This is a genomic window from Campylobacter concisus (assembly GCF_002913945.1).
GTDB classification, from domain to species: Bacteria; Campylobacterota; Campylobacteria; order Campylobacterales; family Campylobacteraceae; genus Campylobacter_A; species Campylobacter_A concisus_P.
Map to the genome: position 1 here is coordinate 45,306 of NZ_POZK01000028.1, position 15,560 is coordinate 60,865.

At 36.7% G+C, this 15,560-nt stretch carries 19 protein-coding genes; 2 read left to right on the top strand and 17 right to left on the bottom strand.

The genetic code is table 11. The annotated features are described in order from the left end of the window. Window positions 1–5: 5 nt before the first annotated feature. The 17 genes from CYP64_RS06385 to obgE all read right to left on the bottom strand — a co-directional run bounded on the left by CYP64_RS06385 (window position 6) and on the right by obgE (window position 13,215). Window positions 6–953 carry a TonB C-terminal domain-containing protein gene (locus CYP64_RS06385; RefSeq protein WP_103649114.1) on the bottom strand — a complete coding sequence of 316 codons (948 nt, stop codon included), beginning with the start codon at window positions 951–953 and terminating at the stop codon, window positions 6–8. A 1-nt stretch (window position 954) separates the two neighbouring features. Beyond that, entirely contained in the window at window positions 955–1,353 is a 399-nt protein-coding gene (locus CYP64_RS06390; protein ID WP_072593819.1) for a biopolymer transporter ExbD, read from the bottom strand. Then, complete coding sequence (locus CYP64_RS06395; RefSeq protein ID WP_051288435.1) at window positions 1,354–1,938, bottom strand: MotA/TolQ/ExbB proton channel family protein; 585 nt, start codon at window positions 1,936–1,938, stop codon at window positions 1,354–1,356. It lies immediately after the preceding gene. Then, the gene (gene atpC, locus CYP64_RS06400) at window positions 1,939–2,328 is read right to left on the bottom strand and encodes an ATP synthase F1 subunit epsilon (RefSeq protein ID WP_021090667.1); all 390 of its coding nucleotides are present in this window, start codon (window positions 2,326–2,328) and stop codon (window positions 1,939–1,941) included. 18 nt (window positions 2,329–2,346) lie between these two features. Then, window positions 2,347–3,744, bottom strand: a complete 1,398-nt coding sequence (gene atpD, locus CYP64_RS06405; protein ID WP_002939420.1) for a F0F1 ATP synthase subunit beta — start codon at window positions 3,742–3,744, stop codon at window positions 2,347–2,349. A gap of 11 nt (window positions 3,745–3,755) precedes the next feature. After that, window positions 3,756–4,643, bottom strand: a complete 888-nt coding sequence (gene atpG, locus CYP64_RS06410) for an ATP synthase F1 subunit gamma (RefSeq protein ID WP_002939426.1) — start codon at window positions 4,641–4,643, stop codon at window positions 3,756–3,758. A gap of 9 nt (window positions 4,644–4,652) precedes the next feature. After that, window positions 4,653–6,170 (bottom strand): F0F1 ATP synthase subunit alpha, encoded by a 1,518-nt coding sequence (gene atpA / locus CYP64_RS06415; RefSeq protein ID WP_103625015.1) that lies wholly within the window; start codon window positions 6,168–6,170, stop codon window positions 4,653–4,655. Window positions 6,171–6,184: 14 nt separating this feature from the next. Beyond that, window positions 6,185–6,715, bottom strand: coding sequence for a F0F1 ATP synthase subunit delta (locus CYP64_RS06420; RefSeq protein ID WP_103572130.1), 531 nt, complete (start codon window positions 6,713–6,715; stop codon window positions 6,185–6,187). Continuing rightward, window positions 6,715–7,227 (bottom strand): F0F1 ATP synthase subunit B, encoded by a 513-nt coding sequence (locus CYP64_RS06425; protein WP_103649115.1) that lies wholly within the window; start codon window positions 7,225–7,227, stop codon window positions 6,715–6,717. The genes CYP64_RS06420 and CYP64_RS06425 overlap by 1 nt, the downstream gene beginning before the upstream one ends. Before the next feature lie 9 nt (window positions 7,228–7,236). Further along, window positions 7,237–7,659: a FoF1 ATP synthase subunit B' gene (locus CYP64_RS06430; protein WP_103649116.1), complete on the bottom strand. Its 423-nt coding sequence runs from the start codon at window positions 7,657–7,659 to the stop codon at window positions 7,237–7,239. 95 nt (window positions 7,660–7,754) lie between these two features. Next, the gene (locus CYP64_RS06435; RefSeq protein ID WP_103649117.1) at window positions 7,755–8,615 is read right to left on the bottom strand and encodes a ParB/RepB/Spo0J family partition protein; all 861 of its coding nucleotides are present in this window, start codon (window positions 8,613–8,615) and stop codon (window positions 7,755–7,757) included. Window positions 8,616–8,630: 15 nt separating this feature from the next. After that, window positions 8,631–9,413: a ParA family protein gene (locus CYP64_RS06440; RefSeq protein ID WP_103648162.1), complete on the bottom strand. Its 783-nt coding sequence runs from the start codon at window positions 9,411–9,413 to the stop codon at window positions 8,631–8,633. Continuing rightward, on the bottom strand, window positions 9,410–10,045 hold the full coding sequence (locus tag CYP64_RS06445) for a biotin--[acetyl-CoA-carboxylase] ligase (RefSeq protein ID WP_103649118.1): 636 nt from the start codon (window positions 10,043–10,045) through the stop codon (window positions 9,410–9,412). The genes CYP64_RS06440 and CYP64_RS06445 overlap by 4 nt, the downstream gene beginning before the upstream one ends. 1 nt (window position 10,046) lies before the next feature. Then, window positions 10,047–10,835: a bifunctional hydroxymethylpyrimidine kinase/phosphomethylpyrimidine kinase gene (thiD, locus tag CYP64_RS06450; protein WP_103649119.1), complete on the bottom strand. Its 789-nt coding sequence runs from the start codon at window positions 10,833–10,835 to the stop codon at window positions 10,047–10,049. 16 nt (window positions 10,836–10,851) lie between these two features. Further along, window positions 10,852–11,757 (bottom strand): methionyl-tRNA formyltransferase, encoded by a 906-nt coding sequence (gene fmt / locus CYP64_RS06455; RefSeq protein ID WP_103649120.1) that lies wholly within the window; start codon window positions 11,755–11,757, stop codon window positions 10,852–10,854. Window positions 11,758–11,774: 17 nt separating this feature from the next. After that, on the bottom strand, window positions 11,775–12,110 hold the full coding sequence (locus CYP64_RS06460; RefSeq protein WP_103649121.1) for a GDP-mannose dehydrogenase: 336 nt from the start codon (window positions 12,108–12,110) through the stop codon (window positions 11,775–11,777). A gap of 46 nt (window positions 12,111–12,156) precedes the next feature. Further along, window positions 12,157–13,215 (bottom strand): GTPase ObgE, encoded by a 1,059-nt coding sequence (gene obgE, locus CYP64_RS06465; protein WP_103649122.1) that lies wholly within the window; start codon window positions 13,213–13,215, stop codon window positions 12,157–12,159. 151 nt (window positions 13,216–13,366) lie between these two features. Here obgE and CYP64_RS06470 point away from each other — a divergent pair, with 151 nt between their 5' ends. Beyond that, window positions 13,367–14,449: a glycosyltransferase family 4 protein gene (locus CYP64_RS06470; RefSeq protein WP_103649123.1), complete on the top strand. Its 1,083-nt coding sequence runs from the start codon at window positions 13,367–13,369 to the stop codon at window positions 14,447–14,449. Further along, on the top strand, window positions 14,446–15,560 hold a 1,115-nt coding region (locus CYP64_RS06475; RefSeq protein WP_141091155.1), incomplete at its 3' end, for a glycosyltransferase. The genes CYP64_RS06470 and CYP64_RS06475, both read left to right, overlap by 4 nt.

Below are 15,560 nucleotides of genomic sequence, written 5' to 3' on the forward strand. Positions count from 1 at the left end.
AAATTTTAGTTTATTTTATCTTCTAAATTTAAATTAAAAGTAGTGCTTTTGTCTGGATTGAATGGAAATTTCTCCGTTGTAAGTTTTTCTAAGCACTCTCTTACTTTTGCGTTAAATTCTTCATTATATGATAGTTCTAAAATTTCATAGCTAAAATTTCCACTCTGATCTATCATAACTTTAACTTTAGCTAAATTTGCAGAATCAGCCTTATAGCTTTGCCATCTTCTTTGAATTTGTTTTGTTATCGCACCCATTAGTGGATCGTAAGTACCGGTGGATTGTGATTTTGGAGCAGTTGGATTTTGATCTATCTTTAAACTCTTTATTATATCACTAGCTTCTTTTGCGGCTTTTGAACTAGAAGCTTCGCTTTTTTTACGGCTTTGCACTTTATTTTCGGCCTTTTTTATACCATCATCTTTTTTAAGTTTCGTAGGATCTATGTCACTAAAAAGGTCTTTTATATTTGGGTCTTTTGGTTTTGGCTTTTCAACTGGCTTTGGCGTAGGCTTAGGCTCAGGTTTTGGTTCTGGCTTAACATCTTCTTTGAGTTCTTCACTTGGTTTTAAAATTTCTGGTTTTGGTTCTGGTTTTTTAGGCTCAGGTTTTGGTTCCTCTTTTGGAGGAGTTGGTAAGCTTGGCGTAGGCAATGGTTCATCTGGTACAACAGGCTTATTTGTAGTCTCTTGCTTATCTTCTTCAGATTCCTTTTTAGGTTCAGGCTTTGTCTCTTTAACTACTTCATCTGCTTGTTTTGGAGCTTTAATGGTTTGATCAACTTCTCTATCAACCATAACCACATCCATAATAGCATCTTTATCATCAGTATATTTTTTAGGAGGTTCTGCAAAAAAAGTAAGCTTTATAAACAAAATAAGTATAATAATAACGTAAATACAAGACGCTACAAGAAACGAACTAAGCGTTGGAAATTTAACTTTATTTGACATTTTAACCGTTTGTCTCTAAAGCTACTTTATTAAAACCAGCACCTTTCAAAGTCTTTAATACAAACATAACATCATCGTATTTTAAATTTTTGTCAGCTTTTATATAGATAGGCGAGGTTTTATCGTATTTTGTACTCATTAATGCAATATTATCAGGAAACTCAGCAAGGCTCATAGTACTCTGATCAATTCTAACTTGTCCTTGCGAATTTATAGATACTATAAGGTCTTTTTGCTTAGATGTTGAAGTTTTCGCCTTTGAACCATCTGGAAGAGTAATATCCTCTTGATATGTTATAGTTGGCATAGTAACCATTAAAATGGCTAGTAAAACAAGCATAATATCAACAAGAGGAGTTATATTTAGCTCTGGTGTCTCATCGGTAAATTTAACGGCCATTTATAGTATCTCATCATCTTTTTTAAGTGCTATCATAACATCAGCCTGACGCTCAATAACACTCATTAATTCATAAGCTTTTCTTTTTATGAGTAAGTTAAATGTATATGCTGGGATCGCAACAAAAATTCCGCAACCAGTTGCAACAAGTGCTTCTGAAATAGCTGGGGCGATAATACCAAGCGATGAACCTCCACCATTTCCAAGCTGTGAAAATGTCTCTAAAATAGAAACAACGGTTCCAAAAAGACCGATAAAAGGCGAAGTAGATGCTATTACACTTAGCCACGTTAGTCCACTTGTAGCATTTTTCTCGGCTATACTTATACATACGTTTAGTTTTTCTCTTGAGATTCTTCCATTTGCACATTTTCTCAAAGACGAATCATTTGGAATATTTTTAGCACCCATAAGCAGTGCTTCAAGTGCATTTTGCTCACGTTTTTGCCAAGCTCCAATACCAGCCATTCTTGAAAAAAGAATTGTGAAACTAACTATAAAATATATTGACAGCCAAGTTAAAACAATAATTGTAATAAAACTACTTCTTTGAATGTAATTTAAAAATAAATCTATACCGCCCACTTATCTAGTTCTCACTACATTTTCCATTTTAGATATAGTTGCTGCAAAAGCATTTGTATCACTGCTCATGCTCTCTATCAAATTTCTAGCAGCTTCCAATGAATTTGCAAGCTCACTTTCACTATCACCAGAGACGTAAACCGCACCGTCAGCAAGTATTACTACCTTACCTTCGTCAATCTTTGCATAGCCCCAGTTAATCGCAACAACATCATGTTTTTTATTTTTATGTTCTATATCTATAATACCTGCTTTTAAAAGAGATATTAATGAGGCATGGTTTGGTAAAACACCAAACTCACCCTCGCTACCTGGAAGCACTACACTACTCACGTCATCATTAAATATCTGACCTTGAGGAGTTACGATCTCTAAATGTAATTTATCCATTACGCTTCCTTTTTAAATTTAAGCCTTAAGTTTCTCAGCTTTAGCTAAAGCTTCATCTATATTTCCAACCATATAAAATGCTGCTTCTGGTAAATGATCATATTTACCCTCCAAAATTCCCTTGAAGCCAGCGATATTTTCGTCAAGACTTACATATTTGCCAGGGCTACCTGTAAATACTTCAGCAACGAAGAATGGCTGAGATAAAAATCTCTCTATTTTTCTTGCTCTATCAACTGTTAGCTTATCTTCTTCACTAAGCTCGTCCATACCAAGGATAGCGATGATATCTTGAAGGTCTTTATACTTTTGAAGTACAGCTTGAACACCACGAGCTACTTTATAGTGATCTGCTCCTAAAATTTGAGGATCAAGCATTCTTGAAGTAGAATCAAGTGGGTCAACAGCTGGATAGATACCTTTTTCTGCGATCGATCTATTAAGAACCGTTGTAGCATCAAGGTGAGCAAAAACAGTTGCAGGAGCTGGATCCGTAAGGTCATCAGCTGGAACGTAAACAGCTTGAACGGATGTAATTGAACCTTTTTTAGTTGATGTAATTCTCTCTTGGAATTTACCCATCTCACTTGCAAGAGTTGGCTGATAACCAACAGCTGATGGGATACGTCCAAGTAGAGCTGACATTTCTGCACCTGATTGAGAGAAACGGAAGATGTTATCGATAAACATCAAAACGTCAAGTCCCATCTCATCACGGAAGTACTCAGCCATTGTAAGACCAGTTAGTGCGATACGGTTTCTTGCTCCTGGTGGCTCATTCATTTGACCATAGCACAAGGCAACTTTATCCAAAACATTACTTTCTTTCATTTCATGATAAAGGTCGTTTCCTTCACGAGTTCTCTCACCAACGCCTGCAAATACAGAGTAACCGCTGTGTTTAAACGCAACGTTGTGGATAAGCTCCATAATAATAACCGTTTTACCAACTCCAGCACCACCAAATAGGCCTACTTTACCACCCTTTGCGTAAGGAGCTAGAAGGTCAACTACCTTGATACCAGTTTCAAAAATTTCACTTTTCGTACTTTGCTCTTCAAATGGAGGAGGATCGCGGTGGATAGACCAATGCTTATCAAAATTTATACCCTCGCCCTCGTCGATCAAATCACCAACTACGTTAAAAATTCTACCTAGAACTTTTTCACCAACTGGCACACTAATAGGTGCACCAAGTGCTTTAGCCTCTAAGCCACGAGTCAAGCCCTCACTCATATCCATAGCGATCGTTCTGACTCTATTATCGCCTAGGTGAGCAGCAACTTCTAATATTAGTTTATGTTTCTTGCCCTCAACCTCAAAGAAAACTTCGATAGCTTCATTGATCTTTGGCAAGTAGTCATTAAAGTCAACATCGACCACAGGGCCCATAACTTGACTAATAACACCCTTCATTCATACTCCTTTTATTTCATTGATTCAACACCACTGATGATCTCAATAAGCTCAGTGGTAATAGACTCTTGTCTTGCTTTATTGTAAGCAAGATTTAACTGTTTGACGCGTTGTTTTGCATTGTTTGTTGCATTATCCATAGCTTGCATTCTAGCACTGTGCTCAGCCGCCAAAGAGTCAACCAAAGCATAATACATACTATACTCAAAATATTTATTGAGCAATTCATCCATAATCTTAGTATAGTTGTCTTCTGGCTCAAATTCCATCAAAGAATTTGTCTCAACCGCAACTATCTTAGACGGCTCAATAGGCACAATATCATTTACTCTAATCTCTTGAGAAATCATATTTTTATAGCCATTGTGTATTAGCACGACTTTATCAGTTATACCGTTTGTAAAATCATCAATAGCGTCTTTTATGATCTTTTGAGCTTTTTCATATGTAGGAGAAGAGCTAGCTCCGACATAAGTCTCGAGTAGTTCAACGCCTTGGAAATTGAAAAATTCTATGCCTTTTTTACCAACAGCTCTTAGTCTAACTTTGATCTTTTTGGCTTTTAGCTCATCAATCATGCGCCTAACTGTCTTTATGGTCTGGACATTAAAGCCACCGCAAAGCCCTTTATCAGCGGTAACAAATATAATATCAACCTTTTCTACACTCTTTGTTGTGTTAAAAAATTTACTCTCAGTCATAACTGAAGCATATTGATTGATCTTATAAGCTATCTCTGATAAAACCTCATTGATCTTAAGTGCGTAAACTCTAGAGTATCGAGCAGCCTCTTCGGCTTTGCGAAGCTTTGCTGTTGAGACAAGCTTCATCGCACGGGTCGTCTTTTGAGTGTTCTGGACGCTCTTGATCTTTCGTTTTATATCTTTTAAATTTGACATATCTTAGCCCTAGTTAGCGGCAAAAGTCGCTTTAAAATCTTTCAACGCTTTATGTAAAATTTCTTCTACTTCTTTATCAAGAACTTTTTTAGTTCTGATCTGTTCAAAAATTTCAGGGTATTTTGCCTCTATATATGGATATAGCTCAGCTTCAAATTTTGTTACATTTGCAGTTGCAACGTCATCTAAATATCCCTTAGCACCAGCAAATATGATAACTACTTGATTCTCAACTGGAAGCGGAGAATATGGAGGTTGTTTTAGTACTTCAACCATCTTCTGACCACGCTCTAGTTGTTTTCTGGAGCTCTCATCAAGGTCGCTTGCAAATTGAGCAAACGCTTGTAGTTCGCGGTACTGAGCAAGGTCTAGTCTTAGTGTGCCAGAAACTTGTTTGATAGCTTTGATCTGAGCTGCACCACCAACACGAGAAACAGAAAGACCAACGTTGATCGCTGGGCGGATACCTGAGTTAAATAGATCACTCTCAAGGAAAATTTGACCATCTGTAATAGAAATAACGTTTGTTGGAATATAAGCTGAAACGTCACCCGCTTGAGTCTCGATAATAGGCAGAGCCGTTAAAGATCCAGCACCTAGTGCGTCATTTAGCTTACTTGCTCTTTCTAGAAGTCTTGAGTGAAGATAGAAAACGTCGCCTGGGTAAGCTTCACGGCCTGGTGGTCTTCTTAAGATCAAAGACATCTCGCGGTAAGCAACCGCATGTTTTGACAAGTCATCATAGATGATTAATGCGTGGCGAGAGTTATCTCTAAAATATTCACCCATTGTTACACCAGCATAAGGAGCAAGGTATTGAAGAGCAGCTGCATCACTAGCGCCAGCATTTACAACTATCGTATAGTCCATAGCGCCGTACTCTTCAAGTTTTTTAACGACTTGAGCAACGGTTGATTGTTTTTGACCGATAGCTACATAGATACAAATAACATCTTGACCCTTTTGGTTGATGATAGTATCGATAGCAACTGTTGTTTTTCCAGTTTGGCGGTCGCCGATGATTAGTTCTCTTTGTCCTCTACCGATTGGCACAAGTGCATCGATCGCTTTAATACCTGTTTGAAGTGGCTCATGAACACTCTTTCTAGCCATGATACCTTTTGCTTTTTCTTCAACAAAGCGAGATTCGGTAGCTTCAACCGGGCCTTTTGCGTCAATTGGCTCACCTAGTGAATTTACAACACGGCCAATCAATGCATCGCCAACTGGAACGCGTAAAAGTTTTTTAAGTCTTTTTACAGAACTTCCTTCTGTGATACCACTAGTTTTTCCAAGGATAACTATACCAACACTGCTCTCTTCAAGGTTAAGAGCCATGCCCTTTTCACCGCTTTCAAACTCAACCATTTCGCCAGCCATAACGTTTTTCAAACCATAAACGTTAGCAACGCCATCAGCGACTGAGATGACTTTACCGGTCTCTTCTACATCAACACTTAAATCAAAATTTTCGATACGCTCTTTGATTATCGTGCTAATTTCGTCAGCTTTAATTTTTGCACTCACGCTTTCACTCCTTTTTAAATTGCTTTTAATATATATTCACTCATTTGACTTTTTAGTCTATCGATAGAGAAATTTACCTCGACACCTAAATCATCTAACTCAACTTTTACGCCGTTGTAATCGCTCTTTGAGCCATCAAGCTTGATCTTAGAGTTAAATTTCTTAGAGAAATTCTCTTCCAAAGCTTTCAGCTGCTCAGCGCTTAGGTCAAAATTTCCAATAACCTCGCCACGATATGTATTTTCAAGCAAAGATTGCTCTATCTTCATCTCGTTTAAGATCGCTGGGATAAGCTCTAGTCTTTTATTTGCACCAAGAAGCTTTATAAAATTTGCAAATTTGGCGTCTGAATTTTTTACTAAAGAAAGTATAAATTCAACCTTTTTTGCAGCTTTTAAAGTTGGCAAGCTTATGATACTTTTAAATTTTTCGCTTCCAAAAGCGGCAGCTAGCTCAACTAAATTTTCGATAAAGGCATTTAGCTCACCTGGCTTTGCATCGCTCAGGATCGCTTTAACATATTTTTTGGCTACTACTTCATTCATTAGCTAACCTTTTTAAGTATGATATTTACAAGCTCTTTTTGATCGACTTTTAGGCTATCGCTTGAGAAAATGTCGCTCAAAATTTCATTTACAACGCCTTTTGTCATCTTGCGCTCTTCAAATTCTTTTTGCTCTTTATAACCCTTTTCAATATTTGCGATATCATTTTGAGCCTCTTTTTTAACCTTAGCAGCTAAATTTAAAGCCTCTTTTTTAGCAGTTTCGATTAAAGAGTTTGCATTTTGCTTAGCCTCTTCTACACGTTTTAGAGCGTCATCTTTTTTGGCCTTAGAATCACGGAGTTTTTCTTGGATACTTTCAAGCTTGTTTGAGATCCTGTCAATTCTGCTTTGATAAAGAGCTTTTAGTGGCTTAGCTGCAAAATATACCAAAATAGCAAAGAAAAGTAAGAAGTTTAGCGTTCTCTCTACTATATCGTAATTTGTTCCGCCATGCCCACTAGCATAAGCTAGAAATGGAAGTGCTAGAAAAAATAAAATTTTTATCTTCATGAAATTCCTTTAAATTTTAGAGAGCTTGGCATTTAAAGCCGCTCTAAGTTCAGGTAGTTTAGCTGATAGATCTGCCTTTAAGTTATCTTTCTGAGAGCTTAGAGCATTTAAAAATTCATTATAATTGGCCTCTAAACTACTCTTTACGGCATTTACTTCTTTTAAAGACTCTTCTTTTGCCAAATTTAAGGCTTCTTGCCTTATTTTATTGGCCTCAGTCCTTGCGTTTAATATAATCTCTTCAATCTCTTTTTCATGAACACTTAGATCACTTGCATTTTTACTAGTACTCTCTTCATCATTTTTTATAGAGGCATTTCTGTCATCTATGAATTTGAGCATTGGCTTATAAAGCAAGGAATTCAAAATAACGATCAATACCAAGAAAACGATAGCCGTTAAAAGCATCAATGGCACATCTATTTCTAACATCCACTCTCCTTATTTTATCATTAAGTTTTATTTAATATTCAAATTAAAGTCTGATTTTACAATAAATTACTAAAAATAAAAATAAATTTGTAATTCTATTTTAGCCTAGCAATAAATTCTTCTACCTGTGAAATATTATTAAATTCTAAAACTAAATTGCTAGATTTTACTTTTGCTTTTATCTTTAAATTTTTAAAAATTTCTTGTAAATTTGATAGTTTTTTACTCATTTCCTCAGAAATTTTTGGCTTTTTGTCTTTTATCTCTTCCTTATTTTTTATCTTTTTTACTAAAATCTCTGTATCTCTAACGCTTAGTTTTTGTCCGATGATCGTATCAACAACCATCCTTTCTTCTTCGCTGTTAAGTCCTACGATGACTTTGGCGTGGCCTTGTGTAAGCTTGTCTTCTTGTAGAAGTTTTTGTGTATAGTCGCTAAGAAGCAAAAGCCTCATCGTATTTGTTATCTGAGTTCTGCTCTTATGGATGATGTTTGCTAGGCCATCTTGTGTGATCTTGTACTCATTTATGAGCTCTTTGTATGACTTTGCGAGTTCGATTGGATTTAAATTTTCACGCTGAATATTTTCAATAAGCGCAAGTTCTCTTAAATTTTGAGACTTGATATCAGCAACAATCGCCTTTATCTTACTTGCTCCAAGCATCTTTGTGGCGCGGTATCTTCGCTCACCGGCTATTAGCATATAGCCATCATCTTTTTTAATGACGATTATTGGCTGGATCAGTCCATGCCTTTTGATGCTAGCACTTAGCTCTTTTAAGGCCTCTTCGTCAAAATGTATTCTTGGCTGATATGGGTTTGGTAAAATTTCATCTATATTTATCTCTTCGACTATTTCAGAGTCGTTTAAATTTGCGATCTCTTTGCTGTAGGCTTGCTCTACATCTTCAAGTATCGCGCTAAGTCCACGCCCTAATCCACCTTTTTTAGCCATTTTTTTCCTTATTTTTTAGTTTAAAATACAATATGCCAAATTTTGATATGCGATAGAGCCTGGTGATTTTATATCATAAAGTATCACTGGCTTACCAAAACTTGGGCTTTCAGCAAGTTTAACATTTCTTGGAACTACCACAAATTCCTCTTTGCCGTCTTTGCTCTTAAATAGCTTATTTTCAAAATGCTGCTTTAAATTAGCAATGGTCTCTTTGGAGAGATTGTTTTGCGAGCTAAACATGGTCGGTAAAAAGCCCTTTATATTTAACTTTGGATTTATCGTTTTTTTGATGATCTTTACAGTGTTTAGGATCTGTGCTAAGCCCTCAAGCGCGTAAAATTCGCACTGAATAGGAATGATCACACTATCGCTTGCACTAAGAGCATTTATCGTTATGCTGCCAAGTGCCGGAGGACTATCGATGATGATAAAATCATAATCGTTTATAACTTCTGAAATTTTGTTTTTAAGGATTAGTTTATAGTCCTTGCTCTGGTCGTTAAATTCTTGCTCGATGCCAACAAGTCCGATGTTTGATGGAGCTAGAAAAAGAGTTGGGATCTCAGTTTTTAGCACTATTTGCGAGAGCTTTTTCCTATCTGTTAAGACGTGATAGATATTAAACTCATAGTCACTTCTACTAAAGCCAAGTCCGGTTGTCGCATTTGCCTGCGGATCGATGTCTATTAATAATACTTTTTTCTCAGCAACTGCCAGTGACGCGGCTAAATTTACGGCTGTTGTGGTCTTGCCAACGCCGCCTTTTTGATTAGCTATTGTTATTATCTCGCTCATCTTAACGAATATACCTTTTCCCCGTTTAATAATATCGCTCCATCCTCGCAAATTTCAGCATCCTGAAGCGAAACAGCTCTATTTGCAATATGCGTAATAAAACTTTTTGACTTGCAAAAGTCTATCCTAAATTTGCTAAAAATTGGCTTCCATAAAATCTTTTTATCAAGCATGCTAACAAAGCCCCAAACTAGCTCATCTACGCTAGTTTTTATGTCTAAAATGCCCGCATTTTCGGGCGCGCTAGCTAAATTTATCCCCATACCACAAATGTAAATTTCATCCACTTTATTTGTCAAAGTGCCGCCTATTTTGCGCTCGTCCACATAAAAGTCATTTGGCCATTTTAGCCAACACTTTGAGCCAAGTTCGCTCAAGACTTCACGCATCAACATAGAAAAATATATCGAGATCGAGGGCGGAGGTATATCGCTTGGCAGCTCATCTTCGCTTATGCAAAATGACATAAATAAATTTCCGCCAAGTCCCTCCCAGCTGTTGCCGCGGCTGCCGATGCCTTTGGTTTGATTATACGTCACAACCATATACGGAGCTTTTATCTCGCCGTTTTTTAGGGCTTCTATCAAAAATTCCTGTGTCGAGGGTAGACTTTGAAAAAACTCTACTTTCAAATCACACCTTAAATTTATAGAAGTGATTTACCGGATTTTGTCCGCCACCGATGATAACCGCGTTTTTGATAGCATTAAAGATATAATCATGCGCATTTTTTACGCTCTCTTTTAGGCTTTGGCCATTTGCTAAATTTGAAGCTATAGCGCTTGATAGCGAGCAGCCTGAGCCATGTGTTGCAGTCGTTTTTATGCGCTCATCACTAAAAATTTCATATTCACTGCCATCATAAAATATATCAAGCGACTTGCCATTAAGTTCGCCACATTTTAGATAGACGCTTTTTGTACCAAATTTCAAAAGATCCTTACAAGCCTCTTTTAGCTCACTCTCGCCCTTTAGCTCATGCTTTAAAATTTCATGCGCTTCAAAGATATTTGGCGTGATCACGCTCGCAAGTGGAAATAGCTCCTCCACGATCGCATCTTTTGCAGCTCCCTCTAGCCAGATGTCGCCATTTTTACAGCTCATTACAGGATCAAGCACGACTGGCGGTAAATTTTTGATCTCTCTTAGCGTTTTTGCGACGCTTTTGATTATCTCAACGCTTGGGACAACGCCTATTTTTATCACATCAACTCTTATATCATCAAATATCGCTCTTATCTGATCCTCGATGAGCTTAGTATCAACTAGTTGCATGCCAAATATACCCTTTGTATTTTGAGCAGTGACCGCCGTAATCGCTCCCATCGCATATACACCGTGTGCTATAAAGACCTTTATATCAGCTAAAACTCCAGCTCCGCCACTTGGATCAACACCTGCTATACTAAGTGCATTTTTCATAACCGCTCCTTTAAATTTATTTTAATTCATCGCCAACGCTAAGGCGCTTACCATTTATATAGGCTTTTGCGTTTGTTGGCTTTTTGCTTGGCTCTTGAAGCTCGTAAATTTTGACCGCTCCACCCTTGCAAGCTACCACAACGTGATCTTTTTCTATGCTTAAAATTTCTCCGCTTTTGCCACTTTTTTCGCTTAGCTCAAGCGATAAAATTTTTAGCCCACTTGCCAGATAAAGCCCTGGCCAAGGTGTGAGCGCGCGAAATTTATTATAAATTTGCCCCGCCTCTTCATCAAAGCTAAAAAGCCCGTCGCTCTTGCTTATCTTTTTGCAGTGCGAGGCCTGCGCGTCGTCTTGTTTTTGTGGCTTTAAATTTTCAAAATTTTTAAGCACTTTTACGATTAGCTCGCCGCCAAGCTCGCCTAGCTCACTAAAAAGCCCGCTTGACATCTTGCTCTCACAAGGCGTGTAGATGAAGTCTAGCATATCGCCAGTATCAAGGCCAGCATCCATTAGCATAGCTGTGACGCCAGTTTGCTTCTCGCCTGCTAGGATCGCGCTTTGAATGGGGCTTGCGCCTCTATATTTTGGCAAGATCGAGGCGTGTAAATTTATACAAGTCGCCACGTCAAGCACGCTTTGCGGCAAAATTTTGCCATAAGCTGCCACTACGATAAATTTGGGTTCAAATGCCTTTAGCTCGGCAACTACCGCCTCATCTTTTAGCGTATTTGGCATAAGGACTGGCACTCCAGCTAGCTCGTTTTGCGCGTAAATTTTAACCTCGCTTGGGGTTAAAATCTGCTTTCTACCAACTGGTTTATCAGGCTGGGTAAAGACTGCTTTTATGTTAAAGCCAGCCTCTTTTAGATGCCTAAGTATCCTAACAGCATAATCAGGCGTCCCCATAAAAACTACATTCATCACTTTTCCTTTAAATTTCAACGACTTTTATTTTGATCTACGTTTTTACTGCCAGTCAACCAAGAGGCGCATGGATCTTCTTGCCAGTTAATCTTTTGAAATGTCAAATTTCCTAGCTCATTAATGTTAACTTTGCCACTACGATCAAGATCCAGCCTTTTAAATTCCTCACTAGTGCATAGATCTGGTGCTATTTTTAGTCCTGGTGGCACCTCGCAAGCCGTCCATTCATCTAAATTTAGCATGCCGTCACGATCTATGTCATTGTAATCCAAAAACATATACGCCGGATCCGCCGGATCACAGCTATATGCGCTAAAGTAAAATAGCATAATGCAAAAAATTTTCTTCATTTTATGTTCTTAAATTTCTATGTTCAAAGCGCTAAAAAGTCGCAACTCAAAGCTCATTTTTAAGTAGCTCAAGAAGTGCAAATTTAAGCTCGTCGATGTTCTCATTTGTCGCTGATGAGATCGGCAAAATAAAATATGGTTTTGAATGATCAAAGCTGAGTAAATCTTGTTTGTAGATAAATTTACCGTTTTGCTCTGGCTTTAGCTTTAAAAATTTTATAAATTCTTTTATATTTTCATCTAAATTTTCCGCCGCATCGACTCTGGTGATCGCGATAGCATAGTCCCTGCTGGCAAGCACGCTTGAAAATTTAGCAACCTCCTCTTTTAGCACACTAAACTGCTCGCTCATACCTCTATAGTTTGCTCCGTCTATCATGAAAAGTAAAATTTTATTTCGCTCGATATGCTTTAGAAATTTAACGCCAAGACCGCGTCCGTCGCTCGCTCCCTCGATGATACCAGGGATGTCAGCCATGACAAAGCCGCTAAACTCATCAACCTCAACAAGTCCGAGCTTTGGTGTAAGCGTGGTAAATTCGTAGTTTGCGATCTGTGGCTTGGCGTTTGAGACGGCTGAGATGAGGGTTGATTTGCCAACATTTGGAAAGCCAACAAGTCCCACGTCAGCTATCAGCTTTAGCTCAAGTCTTACTTCAATACTCTCTTCAGGCATGCCTTTTTGTGCGTATTCTGGAGCTTGATTGATAGAGCTTTTAAAGTGAAAATTTCCGAGTCCGCCTTTACCGCCCTTTAAAAATAGCGTCTTTTGGCCCTCGCTAACTATATCACAGAGTAGTTCATTTGTCTGTGCGTCATAAACAGCTGTGCCAGGAGGGACTATGAGTTCTAAATTTTCGCCCTTTTTGCCAGTCATTCGCTTGCCCATGCCAGCTTCACCATTGCCAGCCTTCATAGCTCTTTTACCCTTATAATTTGCTAAAGTATGGGTATTGTTGTCACAAACAAAATAAACATCTCCGCCATCTCCGCCATCTCCGCCATCAGGACCGCCTAAAATGACGTGTTTTTCACGACGAAAACTCACAGCTCCAGCTCCACCATGCCCCGAACTTAGAGTCAATTTTGCACTATCTATAAACATTTTTTACCTTAAATTTATCTATTTTTTATTTTTAAATTTAGGCTGGATTATATCTTTAAAATGATTAAAATTTGTTTTTTATTAAATCTCATCAAAATAAAAGCTGCTTTTATGATAGAATTAGCTCAAAACTAATTCGAGGAATAAAATTTTGCAAATTCTGCTTTACAATGTAACAACTGCATTAAAAATAGGTGGTGTTGAAACTTTTTATTATTCTGTGGCTAAAGAGCTTATGAAAGACCATAAAGTCACTATTTGTACTGGACGAGGCAAATTTGTACTAGCCTTTTTAAAAGAAAGTAATATTGATCTAAAAATGTTTGACTTTTGTCCAAGAGAGAAGGTTTTAAAACTAGGCAATAGATTTAGGAAATTTATTGAGAGAGTTAGTTTTTATTTTAATGCTAGAAAATTTTTGAAGTCACAAAAATTTGATGTTTTAGTTATTCATAAACCATTTGATTTCTTTGTAGCATATCTACTTAAAAAATATGATAAAAATTTAAAGACCATATTTGTAAGTGGTGGAGAGGATTTTTATTTTTTTGATCGGTTTTTTATTAAATTTATTGATAAGATCATTAGTGTGAGTGACGCAAATGCAGACATCTTACGAAAAAGATATGACAGAGAGATAAAAGTAGTTTATAACGGTGTAGATAAAGAGAAGTTTTATCCAGATGCATCACTAAAAGAAAAAATAAGAGAGAAATTTAGCGTAAAGAGTGATGAAATTTTGATAGGAAGCGTTGGTAGAGTAGTTGGCTGGAAAGGCTTTGGCATGATAATCAAAAATATAAACAAGATCAAAAACGCCAAATTTATGCTTGTTGGCGATGGTGAAAATTTACAAAGCCTAAGAGAACTAGCAACCGAATTTAATGTAAGCCAAAAAGTTATTTTTGTCGGTGCTATCAGGCATGATGAGTTGAATCAGTATTATAACGCCTGCGATGTCTATCTGCAGCCGAGTGTCGGCCATGAGGCTTTTGGCATAACTGTAATTGAAGCATTGTCTGCTAATAAACCTTGTGTAGTTAGCATAAATGGTGGCATGAAAGAAATAATAAAAGACGAAGTAAATGGGTATAAATTTAAAATTTCTGATGAAAGTGACATGATAGAAAAGATAAATTTAACGCTAGAAAATATAGAAAATTTAAGACCAAGAGAGAGCATAAAAGGTATGTACGAGTGGTCAAAATTTGCACAGGAACTAGTTGAATTATGAAAAAAGTAGCTTATGTAAGTAATTTTTATGCCATACCTCCGCTCAAGGGTGCTGCTGTTCAGACTTGGACAAATGAAGTAGCAAAGAGGCTCTGGTTTTATGAGCCTCACACTATTTGCATAGATGATGAATTTTTACCATTAAAAGAATATAGAGATGGTGTTTATCACCACAGAATTCACCTTTCAAAAATTTATAAAAGAATTTTTCAAAAGATATTAGGCTGGGACGTCTACTCTTATAATGACAGAGTTTTTAATGAGGTAAAAAAAATAAATCCTGATATTGTGCATTTTCAAAACTATCATAATGGTATAGAGAGCTTAGCAAGAAAGATAAAAACTTGGAATAAAGATATAAAAGTGATCCTTCATCTGCATAATTTTTATGATTTTAAAAATAAAAATTTTGATAAGCTTGATGCTGTTATAACGTGTAGTGACTTTCTTATGAAGAATTTTGAGGATTTACCTAATGCAAAATTTTATAAAGTTATAAAAAATGGCGTAGATGTAGATAAATTTAAAAAAATCAATTTTAAAAAAGATGAAAAAATTATTATTGGTTTTGTAGGAAGAATAGTTAGTCAAAAAAATGTTGAATATATGATTGAGTTAGCAAGAGAATTCAAAAATTTACCTGAGTACAATTTTAAAATAATAGGTGAAATAATTAAAAGAAAAGATAATTATGAATACTATAAAAGTCTTGTTAAAAAGATAAAAGAATACAATCTAAACAATATAGAATTTCTTGACAATATCTCACCAGATAAAGTTCACACCGCATATAATGACTTTGATTTTACAATCATCCCTTTAAATGACAAAGAGTCGTTTTGCATGGTTGGCATAGAGGCCATGAGCTGCGAAAGTTTTGTCATAGCAAGAGCAGGTGGCGGCAGCAAGGAGTATATGATGGATGGCGAGAATTGTAAGCTTTTCGAGTTCGAAAATTTTGCCAGAAATGTAAAAAAGTATATTTTAATTTTAAAGGATTCTGATAAAATAAAAATTATTACAAATGCTAGAAAAATGTGTGAAGAGAATTTTTCCTGGGGTAAGATCGCCGAGGATATACAAAAATTTTATAAAGGGGTGTTGAATGACAC